Here is an 18,423-nt window from a genome sequence, read left to right on the forward strand (position 1 = left end):
CCATGTTGCTTATGCCTGACGGACAGGGCCAACCCACGGCCATCCACCGCAGCGACTACCAGCCCCCAGCGTGGTGGATTGACACGGTAGAACTGACCTTCGACCTCGACCCGGCCAAAACCCGGGTACTGAACAAGATGCGCCTGCGCCGCAACCCCGAGGTGGCGGCCCAAGCCCTGCGTCTGGACGGCGAAGAACTGAACCTGTCGCGGGTGCTGGTGAATGGGGCTGGCACCTCGTTCAAAATGGACGGCAGCCAGTTGGTGCTAGAAAACCTCCCTGAAGGGCCAGAGCCGTTCGATTTGGAGATTTTTACCACCTGCGCCCCCGACAAAAACACCCAGCTCATGGGCCTGTACGTCAGTCAAGGCACTTTCTTTACCCAGTGCGAAGCCGAAGGCTTTCGGCGCATCACCTATTTCCTAGATCGCCCCGATGTCATGGCCAGCTACACCGTGACACTGCGTGCCGACAAGGCAAGCTACCCAGTGTTGCTGTCCAACGGCAATCTAGTAGAGCAGGGTGATTTGGACGCTGGCCGCCACTTTGCCAAGTGGCACGACCCGCACAAAAAGCCCTGCTATCTGTTTGCCTTGGTGGCCGGTAAGCTGGTGGCACGCCAGCAGCGTATTCTGTCGCGCTCGGGCACCGAGCATTTGCTGGAAGTGTATGTGCGCCCCGGCGACTTGGGCAAGACCGAACACGCCATGAACTCGCTCATGGCCAGTGTGGCTTGGGATGAGGCCCGCTTTGGCCTGCCCTTGGATTTGGAACGCTTCATGATTGTTGCTACCAGCGACTTCAACATGGGCGCGATGGAAAACAAGGGCCTCAACATCTTCAACACCAAGTATGTGCTGGCCAGCGAAGCCACTGCCACCGACACCGACTTTGCCAATATCGAAGCCGTGGTCGGGCACGAATACTTTCACAATTGGACAGGCAACCGCATCACCTGCCGCGACTGGTTCCAACTGTCGCTCAAAGAGGGGCTGACGGTGTTCCGTGATCAAGAATTTAGCATGGACATGGCGGGCAACCCTTCAGCCCGTGCCGTCAAGCGGATTGAGGACGTGCGTGTGCTGCGCAGCGCACAGTTTCCCGAAGACGCTGGCCCGATGGCACACCCGGTGCGCCCCGACAGCTATATCGAAATCAACAACTTCTACACCGTCACCATCTATGAAAAAGGTGCAGAAGTGGTGCGCATGATGCACCACTTGGTGGGCCGCGATGGCTTTGCCCAAGGCATGAAGCTGTATTTTGCCCGCCACGACGGCCAAGCCGTGACCTGCGATGATTTTGCCCAAGCCATTGCCGATGCCAACCCCGGCAGCGCACTGGCTTTGCAACTGGAACCATTCAAACGCTGGTACAACCAAGCAGGCACACCGCGTGTGCAAGCCAGTGGCCTGTACGATGCCGAAACGCACCGCTACACCCTGACACTGCGTCAAAGCTGCCCAGCCACCCCCGGCCAACCACACAAAGAGCCATTTGTCATTCCGGTGGAGTTAGGGCTGCTCAATCACGAAGGTCAGGCACTGGCCTTGCAACTGGAAGGTGAACAAACCGCCAACGGCAACAGTCGCACTTTGGTATTGGACGGGGCGGAACAGCAATGGACGTTTATCAACGTGGCGCAAGCGCCCGTGCCCTCGCTGCTGCGTGGCTTTAGTGCCCCCGTGGTGCTAGAGGTGGACTACAGCGATGCCGAGCTGCTCACACTGCTGGCGCACGACAGCGATGCCTTTAACCGCTGGGAAGCGGGCCAACGCTTGCTCTTGCGCCGGGCGCTACAAGCCATCACGGCCCCAGACGACAGCCAAGATGCCAGCATCCTGGACGAGTCCCTGTTACAGGCGCTGGGCCAAGTGCTACGCGACCCGCAACTGGACGCGGCTTTCAAAGAGTTGGTACTAACGCTGCCTTCGGAGACCTACATCGCCGAGCAACTGGAGGTGGTCAATCCGCAACGCATCCACGCTGTGCGCGAAGCCATGCGCCTGCAACTGGCCTTGGCGCTACACACTGATTGGCAAGCGACCTACGAAGCCCACCAAGCCAGTGGCGCTTACCGCCCCGATGCAGCCTCGGCGGGGCGACGCGCCTTGGCTGGTTTGGCCCTGACCATGCTTTGCTTGGGTGCACAACACGGCGGCGATAGCATTTGGCCGGGTAAAACCTTGCAGCGTTTCAAAGACGCAGGCAACATGACCGACCGATTCAATGCCTTAGCGGCCTTGGTAGGCTGCGGCCATGCACTGGCAGCACCCGCGTTAGAGCGCTTCCACAGCTGGTTCAAAGACGACCCACTGGTGCTGGACAAATGGTTTGCCCTGCAAGCTGGGGCCAGCGACCGTGCAGGCCATGTGCTACCACTGGTCAAACAACTGATGGCACACCCCGATTTCACCATCAAAAACCCGAACCGTGCCCGCAGTTTGATTTTTAGCTACTGCAATGCCAACCCCGGAGCCTTCCACCGCGCTGATGCCGCCGGTTATGTGTTCTGGAGCGAACGGGTGTTGGAGTTGGACGCCATCAACCCCCAAGTGGCCGCCCGTTTGGCACGCGCTTTAGACCGCTGGAAAAAGCTGGCCGAACCCTGGCGCAGCAGCGCCCGCGAAGCTATCGCCCGCGTCGCTGCCCGCCCCGATTTGAGCAACGATGTGCGCGAGGTCATTACCCGCGCCTTGGCCGACGAATAAGGAGAGAACCTATGGCAAAACGAATCAGCCTGACCCGCTATCTGGTCGAACAACAGCGTGTAGATGGCCTGATCCCCTCGCAACTGCGCCTGCTGCTCGAAGTGGTGGCACGCGCTTGCAAGAGCATCAGCCAAGCGGTGAACAAAGGCGCACTCGGTGGTGTGCTGGGCAGCGCCGACAGCGAAAACGTACAGGGCGAGGTGCAGAAAAAACTCGACATCATCGCCAACGAAGTACTGATTGAGGCCAACGAATGGGGCGGCCACTTGGCAGCGATGGCTTCGGAGGAAATGGACGGCATCTACGTGGTGCCCAATCGCTACCCGCAAGGTGAATACCTGCTGCTGTTTGATCCCTTAGATGGCTCCAGCAACATCGACGTGAACGTGAGCATCGGCACGATTTTCAGTGTGCTCAAAAAACCCGAAGGCGACCGAGGCGTAGAAGAGAAAGACTTTTTGCAAGCAGGCTGCCAGCAAGTGGCAGCGGGCTATTGCGTCTATGGCCCACAAACCACCTTGGTGCTCACCGTGGGTGACGGCGTGGCTATGTTCACCCTAGACCGTGAGCAAGGCTCGTTTGTCCTGACGCAAGAAAAAGTGCGTATCCCCGAAGACACGAAAGAATTTGCCATCAACATGAGCAATATGCGCCACTGGGATGCCCCTGTGCGCCGCTATATTGACGAATGCTTGCAAGGCAAAGAAGGCCCACGCGGCAAAGACTTCAACATGCGCTGGATTGCCAGCATGGTGGCCGACGTACACCGCATCATGACCCGCGGTGGCGTGTTCATGTACCCTTGGGACAAGCGTGAACCCCACAAGCCCGGCAAACTACGCTTGATGTATGAGGCCAACCCAATGGGCTGGCTGGTCGAGCAAGCCGGTGGTGCAGCCACCAATGGCCGCCAACGTATTTTGGACATCCAGCCCACGCACCTGCACGAGCGTGTCAGTGTGATTCTGGGCTCTAAGAACGAAGTCGAGCGCGTGACCAGTTACCACCAGCCGGTATAATCGCCGCTTCGCCGGTGTAGCTCAGTCGGTAGAGCAGCTCATTCGTAATGAGAAGGTCGGGTGTTCGATTCATCTCTCCGGCACCATAAAATCAACAACTTAGCCACTTCTTCGGGAGTGGCTTTTTTGTCTGTAGTGGTGTAACCCAGCCAATGCGCAGCAACTGCAACCTGTCAAAAACCAGTATTCACCGTTCAAAACTGCGTGTTCCCTCCAACACGAGCCACCACAGCCTATAGAACACCAACCAACTGCCGGGTCAACACGGCCGCTGGAATTTCCTTGCAGCCTGACACGTTTTGCCCAGCCCAGAGTGGAGAAAAATCCCCCAAGCCTGCACCCTCAACCTTTGCCCGCAAAGGTGCCGATGCGGCAGTTGCCAACGGAAACTCTGGTGCCAAACTGTTCATTGGCCCCAACTCCCGCATCAAACGATTCACAATGCCCCGTGCCGGTCGGCCTGAAAACAGATTGGTCAGTGCAGTGACCTGTGCCATCTCACCCTGAAGCGCCGCCCGATGCACCATGCTGGTGGTGGCCTCTGGGCACAGCAAATAGGCCGTACCCACCTGTACACCCGCAGCGCCTAAACCCAAAGCGGCACGGACACCCACTGCATCGGCAATGCCACCAGCCGCAATCACTGGCACCTGCACAGCCTGGACGATTTGTGGCAGCAGAGCAAACGTACCTGTTTGGGTATTGATGTCCTGCGTCAGAAACATTCCCCGATGCCCCCCAGCTTCCAATCCCTGGGCAATAATGGCATCCACACCCTGAGCCTGTAGCCACAGAGCTTCCGACACTGTGGTGGCAGAAGAGAGTATCTTTACACCGGCACTGCGCACCATCCCTAACAATTCCGGTGCTGGTAGGCCAAAATGAAAACTCACCACCGCCGGCCGGTACTCGCAGACCAGCGCCGCCATTTCCCGATTGAATGGCATTCTGGCAGGGCCAGGTGCCACCTTGGTCGAGTCAATTCCCCACTGCGCGTAATATGGTGCAAACAATGCTTGCCAAGTGGCAGCCCGCCCCAAATCGGGTTCTGGCTGCTGATGACAAAAGAAATTGAGGTTGAAAGGCCGATGTGACTGCGCAAGGACACTGTCTAATTCGGCCCGTAGCGCCTCGGGGCTAAGCATTGCACAGGGCAAGGAACCCAACCCTCCAGCATTGGAAACGGCAATCGCCAAGGCGCTGTTCTGTACGCCAGCCATCGGCGCCTGAATGATTGGAAGCTCAATTCCGAAAAGATCTTCTATTCGCATAACTATGCTCCTCCTTTTGCATCATTACTTCCCAAGCGACAGGCTGCCTGCATTCCAAACCCACTACGACAAAGACAACATGGGCCCATGCCTGCCTCCGCCACTGGTATTTAGGCAACCCAAAGCACTGGCACGACTGCCTGTCCTTTTGTAAATCCTGCCCTCAAAGCTCCTCAATACGTCGAGCGGGATAACTGTCCCAGCTCTGACAACCTGGACATTGCCAAAAATGCTGACGTGCTTCAAAACCACAAGCAGCACAGCGGTAACGTCTCAGGGGCTGTGCCGCATGTTCCAGCGCCCGTTGTACCCAAGGTTGCCACTGCGGATGCCCCAATGTCTCATGACTAAGCCATTTGGCAGCTGCGACCAGAGAGGGCTCTTTTTCTAGATGGTGGGCATAACGCATGGCCCCCTGCGCCAGCGACTGCCCAGTAGCCACCTCCAAATCCACCATACTGTCCAAAAGATCCAGTGAAGGCAGTTCTTGGTAATACGTCTGCAACAACTCCAGTGTTTGCTGCTCCCGCCCTGAGGCCTTGGCAGCCTGCGCCAACAGTGGTGCAGCCAAAGGCAACGCTTGGGGAACATCTCGCCCCAAATCCATGAGTGTGGACAGTGCCAGCTGTGGCTGCTCTAGACGCAATTGCAACTGTGCCAACATCATCCACGGACGGGGAGCATCCGGCGCAATCTGCATCGCTTGCTGCAAAACGGCAGTCGCTTCCGTCCATTGCTCTTGGTCAATCAACGCCTGGGCTTGCTCACACAAAAAATGGGCCTGCCGAGTGCTGAAATCTCCTTGTCCAGCCGCTTGCATTTTCTGAGCGATACCCATCGCTTGGCACCAATCTCGCGAACGCTCATGAATCGCCAACAGCGCCAACCGGGCCTGGGCTTCAAAAGCAGTCCCCTCAAGCCGCAACAAGGCCGCCTCGGCACGATCGAGCAAACCAGCCTTCAGAAAATCCAAAGCCAAGGCATATTGGGCCCGATCCCTGTCCTTGCCATCCAAATCACCACGGGAGAGCAAATGCTCATGCACACGCACGGCACGGTCATACTCACCCCGACGACGAAACAAATTACCCAGCGCAAAGTGCAGTTCAGACGTATCCGGGTCGTTCTGCACGGCCTCAATGAAAGCATCAATAGCCTGGTCCTGTTGCTCATTGAGCAAATAGTTCAGTCCCTTGAAATAGGCTTTAGGAACCGCACGGTTCTCAGCGCGCAACTGGCGCAAGTCAAAACGCGAGGCCAGCCAACCCAACATAAAAGCCAGGGGCAATCCCAGCAAAATCCAGCCAAAATCAAATTCCATGGGGAGTACTGTCGGGCGCAGAGGCAGTAGAAGGAGGGACAGCAGCAACATCAGGCATGGGTACAGACTGCTGACGCCGAGCCGCACAGCGGTGCATCCACCAGCGTGGCACCATGCCCAACACACCCACTACCATGCCAATGGCAAATGCACTCAGCACCAACAGCACCATCGGTGCACGCCACTGCGTACCAAAAAAGAAATGCACTGTGGCATCCTGTTGGTTGTTCAGTGCAAAAGCAAACAGGGTAAAAAAAATGGCTGCTTTGAGCAGCCACAGGAGGTATTTCATTGCAGTCCATATCCCCGTAGTGACGGGTCATTCTAAAGCGGAGGCAAGATCATCCGTGCTTCAGCACTGGTACCATCCACCGCCTCACGCAAAGCTTTACCTGCCTTGAAATGAGGTACCTGCTTGGCTGGAACAGCCACGGCCTCTCCACTGCGTGGATTACGCCCCATGCGCGGGGGCCGAACATGGACTGAGAAACTACCAAAGCCCCGAATTTCAATACGCCCGCTATTTTCTAACGTAGCGCCCATTGCATCCAGAATAGTTTTCACTACAGCTTCTGCATCTCGGTGGCCCAATGGCTCAAACCGCGCCTCCAAGGCATCCACCAAGTCCGATCGGGTCATGGATTTTTGCAAGCTCATCACCAATGCTCATGAAAAAAGGGCCGGGCATGTGCTTACACACAAACCCGGCCTCTGGTCAGCCTTCAGGCCAACAAGATTTTACTTGTCGGAATTGTCCAACTTGGCACGCAGCAAGGCACCCAGGCTGGTGGTACCAGCACTTTCACGGGCCGATTGCTGGCTCAAAGATTGCATGGCTTCTTGTTGGTCAGCCACATCCTTGGCCTTGATGGACAACTGAATGTTGCGTGTCTTACGATCCACATTGACCACCACGGCGGTGACTTCATCACCTTCCTTCAGCACATTCCGGGCATCTTCCACGCGGTCACGCGAGATTTCGGAGGCACGCAGATAGCCGATGATGTCTTCACCCAGATCGATTTCAGCGCCACGGGCATCAACGGTCTTGACCTTACCAGTGACGGTTTGGCCCTTGTCATTCACGGTGACAAAAGTGGTGAACGGATCACCATCGAGCTGCTTGATGCCCAAGGAGATGCGTTCGCGATCGACGTCCACGGCCAACACGATGGCGTCAACTTCTTGACCCTTCTTGTAGTTGCGCACAGCGGCTTCGCCAGCTTCGTTCCAAGACAGATCAGACAGGTGCACCAAGCCGTCGATACCAGCAGCCAAGCCCACGAACACGCCAAAGTCGGTGATGGACTTGATCGGGCCCTTGACGCGGTCGCCACGCTTAGTGTTTTGTGCAAATTCTTGCCAAGGATTGGCCTTGCATTGCTTCATGCCCAAGCTGATACGACGCTTGTCTTCGTCAATCTCCAGGACCATGACTTCGACTTCATCGCCCAGCGTGACCAACTTGGAAGGAGCGATGTTCTTGTTGGTCCAGTCCATTTCGGAGACGTGTACCAGACCTTCGATGCCAGGTTCGAGTTCCACAAACGCGCCGTAATCGGCGATGTTGGTGATCTTGCCGAACAAGCGGGTGCCTTGGGGGTAACGGCGCGACACGCCCATCCAAGGATCGTCGCCCATTTGCTTGAGACCCAGAGACACGCGGTTTTTCTCGGTGTCGAACTTGAGGATCTTGGCAGTGATTTCTTGACCAGCAGTCACCACTTCGGAGGGGTGACGGACACGGCGCCATGCCATATCGGTGATGTGCAGCAGGCCGTCGATACCGCCCAAGTCCACAAACGCACCGTATTCAGTGATGTTCTTGACCACGCCCTGAACGATGGAGCCTTCTTTCAGGGTTTCCATCAGCTTGGCGCGCTCTTCGCCCATCGAGGCCTCGACCACGGCACGGCGGCTCAACACCACGTTGTTGCGCTTGCGGTCGAGCTTGATGACCTTGAACTCCATCGTCTTGTTTTCGTAGGGAGTCAGGTCTTTGATCGGACGAGTGTCAATCAAGGAACCAGGCAAGAAGGCACGGATGCCATTGACCAGCACGGTCAGGCCGCCCTTGACCTTGCCGCTAGTGGTACCGGTGACAAATTCGCCAGACTCCAGCGCCTTTTCCAGAGCCAGCCACGAGGCCAGACGCTTGGCGGTGTCACGCGACAGGATGGTGTCGCCATAACCGTTTTCAATCGAGCCGATAGCCACGGAGACAAAATCGCCCACTTGGACTTCGACTTCGCCCTGATCGTTTTTGAACTCTTCCAGCGGTACGTAGGACTCGGACTTGAGGCCAGCGTTCACGACGACAAAGTTGTGCTCCACGCGCACGACTTCGGCGGTGATCACTTCGCCCGGACGCATTTCAGTACGCTGCAGGGATTCTTCAAAAAGGGCGGCAAAAGATTCAGACATGTATTTCCTTACCACTAACAGGTTGACCACAGCCCGATTACCGTAGTTTCAAAGGCTGCCAGTGGTGGTTTGCTATGTGGTCACAGACCACAGGTTAAATTGACAAAGAACCACACCACCCGTGTGCTACTGCACAACAGAAGTTGGTGTGGGCCAGAGTTGGTTGATAACAACCCTTTCTCAGCCTTGTGTACTAGGCACAAAAGGCTGACGTTGCTGCCACCAAGCCAACACCTGTTGCACAGCTTCATGGGCCGTGCAGTGGGTGCTGTCCAGCAACAGCGCATCCTGTGCGGGCCGCAGAGGCGCCACACTGCGGGACATATCCCGCGCATCACGCTCCTGCAAGTCGGCCAAGAGAGCAGACATATTAGCCGAATCCCCTTTGGCAATCAACTGCTGATAACGCCTTTGGGCGCGTGCCTCAGCACTGGCCGTGAGAAAAATCTTCAGGGGTGCCTGAGGAAAAATGATCGTGCCCATATCCCGACCATCGGCCACCAAACCAGGCAAGCAACGAAAACTGTGTTGCAACGCCACCAATGCCGTGCGCACTGCTGGCAGACCAGAAACACGTGAGGCATTCATTCCAGCTTCTTCAGTGCGGATGGCTGTGGTGATGTTTTCTCCGTTGAGCCATACCTGCTCCGCCTCGAAACGAATATCCAAGTGCCGCACCAACGCTGCTATCTCAGCCTCTGCACTGGCCTCTAGTGCCAAACCGGCACGGATGGCTGCCAATGCCGTAATCCGGTAGAGCGCACCCGAGTCAAGAAAGGCGTAACCCAACGTTTGTGCCAATGCGGCCGCCACCGTGCCCTTACCTGAGGCAGTAGGGCCATCCAAACAAATCACAGGGATAGTATGGGGGGCGGTTTGCACCACCGAGAACAAGGCCTCAAAATAGTCCGGAAAAGTTTTGGCAACGCATTTGGGGTCTTCAATGCGCACAGGCAACCCAGCCGGATTGAAGGCTGCCAACGAAAAGCACATTGCCACCCGATGGTCATCATAGGTATGGATGGTGGCCGCACGCCAATCAGCGGGGGCTGACGGTGGAGTGACACGGATAAAATCCATCCCCTCTTCTACTGTGGCCCCCAATTTGCGCAATTCGGTTGCCATCGCAGCAATCCGGTCAGTCTCTTTGACACGCCAACTGGCAATATTACGCAGTGTGGTGGTGCCATCAGCATACAGCGCCATCACGGCCAATGTCATGGCTGCATCAGGAATGTGATTGCAATCCAGATCAATGGCCTTCAGAGGCCAACTCCCACGCTCGATCTGCAACCAATTGGGGCCACCGCTGATCTGTGCCCCCATCAGCCGTGCAGCCTCGACAAAACGAATATCACCCTGGATGGAGTCCAACCCCACGCCCAGCACCTTAACACCTGGTGCAACCCCGGCAATGGCACCTGCCGCAATGAAGTAGCTAGCTGACGAGGCATCGGCCTCTACGTGGATCGTGCCGGGCGATTGGTAACGACTGCCCGCGGGAATGATGAATCGCTGCCAGTGCTCGTGACGCACGGCAATACCAAAACGAGCCAACAACTCTAACGTGATGTGAATATAAGGCTTGGAGATCAACTCCCCCACCACTTCAATCACCACCTCTTGTGCTGTCGCCACTAAGGGCAATGCCATGAGCAAGGCCGTAAGAAACTGGCTCGAAACATCGCCGCGTACACGGATAGGCCCGGCCAACGACAAAGCGGGGACTCCATCGGCTTGGGCAATGCGCAATGGTGGATAACCGTCTTGGCCCAAGTAATCGATATGGCAACCGAGTTGACGCAGTGCATCGACAAGGTCGCCAATCGGGCGCTCGTGCATACGGGCAATGCCACCTAATTCATACTCGCCACCCAGCAAGGCCAGCGCCGCCGTAAGCGGTCGCATGGCCGTGCCTGCATTGCCCAAAAAGAGTCGGGCCGGTGACTGCGGCAAACACCCCCCCAACCCCACAATGCGGGCTTGAGTTCCATCCTCTTCGACACCACAACCCAATTGGCGCAAAGCATCCAACATGACACGGGTATCGTCAGAGGCCAATAGGTCTTGTACCAGAGTCGTTCCTTGGCTCAATGCGGCCAGCAACAGGACACGGTTAGAAATACTTTTGGAACCAGGCAGTCGCACGCTACCAACGGCGCTGCCCAAGGAAGGAAGATCAAGAAATGGAATAGCAAACATTCAGTGGCCTTTGCCTCGTTGCGCACCCATACGCCAATGGGTACGGGTTTCACTGGCCAGTGTGATCAAGTCTTCAAGGCCTTGCGCGTTGCCGCTGCGCACCAACTGCTCGAGCTGCGTCAATGACTGACGAAACAACTCCGACTGTGCCAGCACTTCTTGGCGATTGGCCAGAAAAATATCACGCCAGATCTTGGGCTCCCCCCCGGCAATGCGGGTGAAGTCACGAAACCCCGGCCCAGCCAGAGAAAAGAAGTTGTCGGATTGGGTCTGACCGGCCAACCCATTAATGAAGGCAAAGGCCAACAGATGTGGCAAATGGCTGACTGCCGCAAACGCCTCATCATGCGACTCTGGGGACATGCTGGTGACACGGCAGCCCAAAGCCTTCCAGACCTCTTCGGCTTTTTTGAGTTGTATGGTCAGGGTCCGCTCAATCGGCGTCAGGATGACTTGACGGCCTGCATACAAATCCGCGTCAGCGTGTTCTACCCCTGCCACTTCACGCCCTGTGATAGGGTGGGCTGGCACAAACGAACCAGCCTTCTCGCCCAATGCACTGCGAGCAGCCTGCACTACATCAGCCTTGGTAGAGCCCACATCCATGATCAGCATGTTGGGTGCCACCAGATGCCTAATGGCTTTGAGCGATGCCTCGGTCGCTGAAACTGGCACGGCAAGCAGCACAATATCAGCACCCGCCACGGCCAGCAAAGCCGATGGAGCCTCCACGTCAATCACACCCATCTGGCGAGCACGGTCGGTGGTCGATGGCGACTTGCTGTAACCGACCACCCGTTTGACCAGCCCCGCACGTTTGAGTGCCAACGCAAACGACCCGCCCATCAGGCCACAGCCAATGAGGCCCAGTTGTTCAAACATACGTTTCCTCAGGAAGCTACCGGGTAGGTGCCCAGCACCTTGTAAAAAGCACACAAACCGCGCAACGCAGCCAATGCTGCAGCCACATGCGGCTGGCTTGGATGACCATCAATATCGATGTAAAAATAATATTCCCACTGACCCGTACGGGCCGGACGGGATTCAAAACGCGTCATCGATACACCGTGCTGCTTGAGTGGCACCAACAAATCATGCACTGCCCCCGGTTGGTTGGGCACCGACACAATCAGGCTAGTGCAATCTTGGCCTGAGGGGGGAGGCGTTTGCAGTGTATGTGGTAGGCAAATGATGGCAAATCGGGTGCGGTTGTAGGCATCATCTTGGATGGCATGGGCCACAATGTGCAGACCAAACTGTTGGGCCGCACGCTCACTGGAAAGTGCGGCCCAAGCCGGATTGGTTGCAGCCAGACGAGCGCCCTCCGCGTTACTTGAGACCGGACGCCGTTCAGCATGGGGCAAATGCTTAGATAACCAAGCTTGGCATTGGGCCAGTGCTTGCGGATGAGCCAGCACGACCTCAATGCCCTCCAAATTGTTGGTTTGGCGTAGCAGATTGTGCCGAATCAATAGGCTGACTTCCCCGACCACATGGCAAGGCGTGTGGAGAAACATGTCCAAAGAACGTGTCACGACCCCTTCAGTGGAGTTTTCTACGCCCACCACGCCATATTGGGCGCTACCTGCTGCCGTGGCATGAAATACTTCGTCAAAATTGGCGCAGTACATCAAATCGGCAGCCCCGCCAAAATATTCGATAGCGGCTTGTTCACAGAAAGTACCTTCTGGCCCCAACACCGCCACCCGCTGGGGCGACTCTAGTGCCAGACAAGCCGACATGATCTCGCGCCAAATGGCGGCCACATGGGCATTTTTGAGTGGGCCTGGGTTGGCTGTCTGGATCTTGTCAATCACTTGGGCCACGCGATCAGGCCGGAAGAACGGCGTGCCCTCACGCTTTTTCACTTCGCCCACCTGCTCAGCCACCAGCGCACGCTGGTTGAGCAAGGTCAGCAATTGTTGATCGATACTGTCAATTTGGACACGCAGACCAGCCAAATCGGGTGATGCCTGAGGGATAGGAGGAGTGGAAGCGGATGTCATGCGTATTGGCGTTCGAATTCTTGCAGATAAGCCACCAATGCTTGTACCCCTTCGAGGGGCATGGCGTTGTACAGGCTGGCGCGCATACCTCCCACAGACTTGTGGCCTTTGAGTTGCAACAAGCCACGCTCTTTGGCCCCAGCCAAGAAAGCATCATTGAGGGATTCATCACGCAGAAAAAACGGAATGTTCATACGTGAGCGGCAATCGGGAGCCACCTTATTCACATAGAACGGCGATTGGTCAATCGTGTCGTACAGCAACTGGGCTTTAGTGATGTTGCGCTGCTCAATCGCAGCAATGCCCGTCAAATCACCTTCGCGTTGACGCTTGAGCCACTGGAAGGTCAGGCCTGCCATATAAATCCCCCAAGTGGGGGGCGTGTTGTACATGGACTGATGATCGGCCACGATCTGATAATTGAAAGCACTGGGGCAGGCAGGCAATGCCTGTCCCAGTAAATCTTCTCGTGCTACCACCAAAGTCAAGCCCGCTGGCCCCAAGTTCTTCTGTGCGCCTGCAAAAGCCAGCCCAACACGAGACCAATCTACAGATCGTGAAGCCACGTGCGAAGAGAAGTCGATCACCAGTGGTGTATCGCTCCCAAGCGCCCGCAAATCAGGCAACTCATGAAACTCCACTCCATGAATGGTTTCATTGCTGCACAAATGCAAGTAACTGGCCCCTTGGCTCAGTTGCCACTGTGCTGGGTCGGGGGCCATAGTGAAGCCACTGTCTTCGCCAGAAGCCACCAAGTTCACTTCGGCGGCATATTTACCCGCTTCTTTGTACGATTTTTGGCTCCAGCTGCCAGTCACCACAAAATCCACGGTTCCACCATGCGAGAGGTTCAATGGCACGATGGCATTCTGTGCCAACCCCCCTCCTTGCATGAATAGAATTTCAAACTCCATCGGGATGGCCAGCAACTCACGCAAGTCGGCTTCGGCTTGCTCGTAGATAGAAATGAACTCCTTGCCGCGGTGGCTCATTTCCATCACTCCCATGCCACTGCCTTGCCAGTCCAGCATGTCGGCGGCGGCCTGTTCCAGCACTTCAACCGGGATGGTGGCTGGGCCAGCAGAGAAGTTGTAAGGGCGTTGCTTCATATATCAATATCCCAAAATAAGGCTATGGCGATAGCCCATCAAGCCTGCACCGATACAGACGAAGTGTCAGTATCCCCATCAGTTTCAGCCATATCACCAGGGTTGGCATCGTTTTCGACAATGCGCTGCAAACCGCTGAGCTTGGAGCCTTCATCCAAAGCGATCAAGGTGACGCCTTGGGTAGCACGGCCCAACTCACGAATCTCACTGACACGGGTACGCACCAGCACCCCCTTGTCAGTGATGAGCATGATTTCATCATCTGGGCGCACCAAGGTAGCGGCGACCACCTTGCCATTGCGTTCGGATTGCTGAATGGCAATCATGCCCTTGGTTCCCCGCCCGTGGCGGGTGTGCTCAGCAATGCTGGTGCGCTTACCGTAACCATTTTCGGTGGCTGTGAGCACCGACTGGGTTTCATCTTCGGCCACCAACATGGCAATCACGCTCTGTCCTTCTTCGAGGTTCATGCCACGTACACCACGGGTATCACGGCCCAAAGCGCGCACATCATCCTCATCAAAGCGCACAGCTTTGCCACCATCAGAGAACAGCATCACATCATGTTTGCCATCGGTCACGGCGGCACCAATCAGCTGATCACCCTCATCAAGCTTGATCGCAATGATGCCAATTTTGCGTGGGTTGCTAAATTCTTGCAGCGCCGTTTTCTTCACCGTACCAGCCGCCGTAGCCATAAAGACATAGTGGTCTGCAGGGAAGCTGCGCATCTCCCCCGTCAAAGCCAAAACGACATTGATCTTCTCACCCTCTTGCAGCGGGAACATATTGACGATGGGGCGACCACGAGAACCGCGAGAGCCAGCGGGCACTTCCCAGACCTTGAGCCAGTACAGGCGGCCCCGGTTAGAGAAGCACAGAATGTAATCGTGCGTATTGGCAATAAACAGCTGGTCAATCCAGTCGTCTTCTTTGGTCGCAGTGGCCTGTTTACCACGCCCACCTCGCTTCTGGGCACGGTATTCGGACAAGGGCTGGCTCTTGATATAGCCCGAATGGCTGAGCGTGACCACCATGTCGGTAGGGGTAATCAGATCTTCAGTCGAGAGGTCTTGGGCACTGTATTCGACTTGGCTGCGACGCGCACCCAGTTTGCTCTGACCAAACTCAGCCCTGATACTGTTGAGTTCATCGCCAATAATGGTAGAGACACGGGCTGGAGTAGCCAAGATGTGCAACAGATCATCAATGTGTGCCATCACCTCTTTGTACTCGGCCACAATCTTGTCCTGCTCCAATCCCGTCAGACGTTGCAGACGCATCTGCAAAATTTCTTGGGTTTGCGTTTCGGACAAGCGATACATTGCATCAGACTGCATGCCAAACTCGGCGTCCAACGCATCAGGGCGGTAATCTTCGGCATTGACCACAGCACCATCAGTACGCGTGCACGTCAACATGCCGCGCACTAGGGCGCTGTCCCAAGTACGGGCCATCAAGGCCGCCTTGGCCACCGGAGGCGTAGGGGCATTGCGGATGATGGCGATAAATTCGTCCACATTGGCCAAAGCAACGGCCAGGCCTTCTAATACGTGGCCGCGCTCACGCGCTTTGCGCAGTTCAAACACTGTGCGGCGCGTAACCACTTCGCGGCGGTGCTGCAAAAAGACACGGATCAAATCCTTGAGGTTGCACAGGCGCGGCTGACCATCGATCAGCGCCACCATGTTCATACCAAAGGTGTCTTGCAACTGTGTTTGTTTGTACAGATTATTGAGCACCACCTCGGGCACTTCACCACGCTTGAGTTCAATGACCAAGCGCATACCAGACTTGTCAGACTCATCCTGAATGTGGCTGATGCCTTCGATTTTCTTTTCGTGAACCAGTTCGGCCATACGCTCTTGCAGCGTCTTTTTGTTCACCTGGTAAGGCAGCTCATCCACAATGATGGCCTGACGCTGGCCCCGATCAATATCTTCAAAATGGCACTTGGCCCGCATCACAATACGACCCCGCCCAGTGCGATAGCCGTCTTTGACGCCATTGATACCGTAAATGATGCCTGCCGTCGGAAAGTCGGGAGCCGGAATGATTTCCATCAACTCATCAATCGAGGCGTCTGGATGGGCCAGTAGGTGCAAGCAAGCATCCACCACCTCATTGAGGTTGTGTGGTGGAATGTTGGTAGCCATGCCCACAGCAATACCCGAGGAGCCATTGACCAGCAAGTTAGGCAACTTACTGGGCAGCACCAAAGGCTCTTGTTCGCTGCCATCGTAGTTGGGGCCGAAGTCCACCGTTTCCCGGTCGATATCGCCCAACATTTCATGGGCGATCTTGGACAGGCGGATTTCGGTGTAACGCATAGCCGCTGCGCTATCACCATCGACGGAACCAAAGTTCCCTTGTCCATCCACCAACATGTGGCGCAAAGAAAAATCCTGCGCCATCCGCACAATCGTGTCGTAAACAGCACTGTCGCCGTGGGGATGGTATTTACCAATCACATCCCCGACAATACGCGCCGACTTTTTGTAGGGCCGATTCCAGTCGTTGTTCAACTCATGCATGGCAAACAGCACCCGGCGATGCACCGGCTTCAGGCCATCTCGCGCATCTGGCAAGGCCCGCCCCACAATCACGCTCATGGCGTAATCGAGATAACTGCGCCGCATTTCTTCTTCTAGGCTGATGGGCAGGGTTTCTTTGGCAAACTGGGTCATGACAAGAGCAAGGACAGCAATGGACACCCATTTTAGGGCCAAGCCGTTGTAGCAACTGCGCAACACATGCATTCAAATGCAGGCCCGTACTGCGGTCACTAGGCTACCGGGACGTTTGTGCCGTGTTGCGTATGGCACAATCAAAATAACGTTTTTGGTGGTGGTCACCGACGACGTCATTGATACGCAGCGCGGCTGCGGCTTTTTCCCCAAGAGGAGAACCCATGAAAAAACTGAACAAAGTGGCGATGTTGTTTGCCTCTGCAGCGCTTGCAACCGCCGCTGGCGCACAAACTGTAGACAACTGGAAAAACGGCTCTGGTGATCTGGTTTGGAAAAACGGCAGCAATGAACTGTGCTGGCGCGATGCCAACTGGACACCCGCTACAGCTGCTCCAGGTTGCGATGGTGCTTTGGCTGCACCTGCTCCCGCACCTGCTCCCGCACCTGCTGCGGCTCCCGCCGCACCTGCAGCACCCGCTGCCGCAACCACTGCTCCTGCCGTAGCCAGCAAAGTCACTTATGCTGCCGACGCCTTCTTCGACTTTGACAAGGCTGTGCTCAAGCCCGCTGGTAAGGCCAAGCTGGATGAACTGATTGCCAAGGTCAAGAGCGTCAACCTGGAAGTCATCATCGCTGTGGGTCACACAGACTCCGTGGGTTCGGATGCCTATAACCAAAAGCTGTCTATCCGCCGCTCTGAAGCCGTGAAGGCATATCTGGTGTCTAAGGGCATCGAGAAGAACCGCGTTTACACTGAAGGCAAGGGCGAAAAGCAACCCGTCGCTGACAACAAGACCAAAGATGGCCGCGCCAAGAACCGCCGCGTGGAAATCGAAGTGGTCGGTACCCGTCCCGCTCAGTAATCCTACCGATTGCTGTAAAAAAGCCCCGCACGCGGGGCTTTTTTTATGGTCGGCAGCATACTCCTGCCCTGCTTTGCTAGAGAATCACTCCATGAACCACCACACCGAGAACGTTGATCTGGCTGAATTGGCCAAGTTTTCTGACCTGGCCCACCGCTGGTGGGATACAGAGAGCGAGTTTCGCCCACTACACCAAATCAATCCATTGCGCTTAGATTGGATCAATAGTTTGACTCCTCTGCACGGCCAACGTGTGCTAGATGTGGGTTGTGGCGGTGGCATTTTGGCTGATGCGATGGCCCGCAAAGGGGCAGAGGTAGTAGGCATTGATTTGGCAACCAAATCCCTACGGGTAGCGCAATTGCATGCGTTAGAAGCACAAACCCCAAATGTCAACTACCGCGAAATCAGTGCTGAAGCCTTGGCAGAAGAAGCACCCAGCACTTTCGATGTCGTTACCTGTATGGAAATGATGGAACATGTGCCCGATCCCCAATCCATTGTGCATGCTTGTGCGCAGCTGGTGAAACCAGGGGGCTGGGTATTTTTTTCTACCATCAACCGCAATACCAAAGCGTTTTTATTGGCAATTGTGGGGGCAGAATACATACTGAACATGCTACCCAAAGGCACTCACGAATACGCCAAATTTATTCGTCCCAGTGAGCTAGCAGCCCACTGCCGTGCTGCTCAGCTAGACGTACTGCACACCCGTGGTCTGCAATACAACCCCTTGACTCAACGTTACTGGCTCAGCAACGACACTAGCGTCAATTATCTTATTGCTACCCGTCGGATAAGCTGATG

14 protein-coding genes and 1 tRNA gene are annotated in these 18,423 nt (G+C 55.9%); 5 read left to right on the plus strand and 10 right to left on the minus strand.

The genetic code is table 11. The features are described from left to right. The first annotated feature begins 2 nt into the window (after positions 1-2). The 3 genes from pepN (at position 3) to ACFO6X_RS06175 (ending at position 3,816) form a co-directional block, all read left to right on the plus strand. Entirely contained in the window at positions 3-2,711 is a 2,709-nt protein-coding gene (gene pepN / locus ACFO6X_RS06165) for an aminopeptidase N (protein WP_382431117.1), read from the plus strand. An 11-nt stretch (positions 2,712-2,722) separates the two neighbouring features. After that, the gene (locus tag ACFO6X_RS06170; protein WP_382431119.1) at positions 2,723-3,730 is read left to right on the plus strand and encodes a class 1 fructose-bisphosphatase; all 1,008 of its coding nucleotides are present in this window, start codon (positions 2,723-2,725) and stop codon (positions 3,728-3,730) included. Positions 3,731-3,740: 10 nt separating this feature from the next. Continuing rightward, a tRNA-Thr gene (locus ACFO6X_RS06175) sits at positions 3,741-3,816 on the plus strand. A 147-nt stretch (positions 3,817-3,963) separates the two neighbouring features. On the opposite strand, the gene ACFO6X_RS06180 is transcribed toward ACFO6X_RS06175, so the two are convergent. The 10 genes from ACFO6X_RS06180 to gyrA form a co-directional block, all read right to left on the minus strand. Then, positions 3,964-5,001 (minus strand): NAD(P)H-dependent flavin oxidoreductase, encoded by a 1,038-nt coding sequence (locus ACFO6X_RS06180; RefSeq protein ID WP_382431121.1) that lies wholly within the window; start codon positions 4,999-5,001, stop codon positions 3,964-3,966. A gap of 163 nt (positions 5,002-5,164) precedes the next feature. Next, positions 5,165-6,322 (minus strand): lipopolysaccharide assembly protein LapB, encoded by a 1,158-nt coding sequence (gene lapB / locus ACFO6X_RS06185; RefSeq protein ID WP_382431123.1) that lies wholly within the window; start codon positions 6,320-6,322, stop codon positions 5,165-5,167. Beyond that, positions 6,312-6,614: a LapA family protein gene (locus ACFO6X_RS06190; RefSeq protein WP_382431125.1), complete on the minus strand. Its 303-nt coding sequence runs from the start codon at positions 6,612-6,614 to the stop codon at positions 6,312-6,314. Before ACFO6X_RS06190 ends, lapB begins: the two co-directional genes overlap by 11 nt. Positions 6,615-6,646: 32 nt before the next feature. Further along, complete coding sequence (locus ACFO6X_RS06195) at positions 6,647-6,961, minus strand: integration host factor subunit beta (RefSeq protein WP_382431126.1); 315 nt, start codon at positions 6,959-6,961, stop codon at positions 6,647-6,649. A gap of 99 nt (positions 6,962-7,060) precedes the next feature. Further along, the gene (gene rpsA, locus ACFO6X_RS06200; protein ID WP_382431128.1) at positions 7,061-8,746 is read right to left on the minus strand and encodes a 30S ribosomal protein S1; all 1,686 of its coding nucleotides are present in this window, start codon (positions 8,744-8,746) and stop codon (positions 7,061-7,063) included. Positions 8,747-8,926: 180 nt separating this feature from the next. Next, the gene (locus ACFO6X_RS06205; protein WP_382431130.1) at positions 8,927-10,948 is read right to left on the minus strand and encodes a bifunctional 3-phosphoshikimate 1-carboxyvinyltransferase/cytidylate kinase; all 2,022 of its coding nucleotides are present in this window, start codon (positions 10,946-10,948) and stop codon (positions 8,927-8,929) included. Next, a complete protein-coding gene (locus tag ACFO6X_RS06210; RefSeq protein ID WP_382431132.1) occupies positions 10,949-11,830 on the minus strand; it encodes a prephenate dehydrogenase in 882 nt (293 codons plus the stop codon). An 8-nt stretch (positions 11,831-11,838) separates the two neighbouring features. After that, a complete protein-coding gene (pheA, locus tag ACFO6X_RS06215; RefSeq protein WP_382431134.1) occupies positions 11,839-12,954 on the minus strand; it encodes a prephenate dehydratase in 1,116 nt (371 codons plus the stop codon). Then, positions 12,951-14,063, minus strand: coding sequence for a 3-phosphoserine/phosphohydroxythreonine transaminase (gene serC, locus ACFO6X_RS06220; protein ID WP_382431136.1), 1,113 nt, complete (start codon positions 14,061-14,063; stop codon positions 12,951-12,953). The genes pheA and serC overlap by 4 nt, the downstream gene beginning before the upstream one ends. A 38-nt stretch (positions 14,064-14,101) precedes the next feature. Continuing rightward, on the minus strand, positions 14,102-16,750 hold the full coding sequence (gene gyrA / locus ACFO6X_RS06225) for a DNA gyrase subunit A (protein ID WP_382431138.1): 2,649 nt from the start codon (positions 16,748-16,750) through the stop codon (positions 14,102-14,104). Positions 16,751-16,974: 224 nt separating this feature from the next. Here gyrA and ompA point away from each other — a divergent pair, with 224 nt between their 5' ends. Together ompA and ubiG are read left to right on the plus strand one after the other, a co-directional pair. Continuing rightward, positions 16,975-17,616 carry an outer membrane protein OmpA gene (ompA, locus tag ACFO6X_RS06230; RefSeq protein ID WP_382431140.1) on the plus strand — a complete coding sequence of 214 codons (642 nt, stop codon included), beginning with the start codon at positions 16,975-16,977 and terminating at the stop codon, positions 17,614-17,616. A 91-nt stretch (positions 17,617-17,707) separates the two neighbouring features. Beyond that, positions 17,708-18,421: a bifunctional 2-polyprenyl-6-hydroxyphenol methylase/3-demethylubiquinol 3-O-methyltransferase UbiG gene (gene ubiG / locus ACFO6X_RS06235; protein ID WP_382431142.1), complete on the plus strand. Its 714-nt coding sequence runs from the start codon at positions 17,708-17,710 to the stop codon at positions 18,419-18,421. The last annotated feature ends 2 nt before the right edge of the window (positions 18,422-18,423 follow it).

The sequence above is a fragment of the Giesbergeria sinuosa genome, from assembly GCF_042652905.1.
In the GTDB taxonomy this organism is placed as follows: Bacteria; Pseudomonadota; Gammaproteobacteria; order Burkholderiales; family Burkholderiaceae_C; genus Simplicispira; species Simplicispira sinuosa.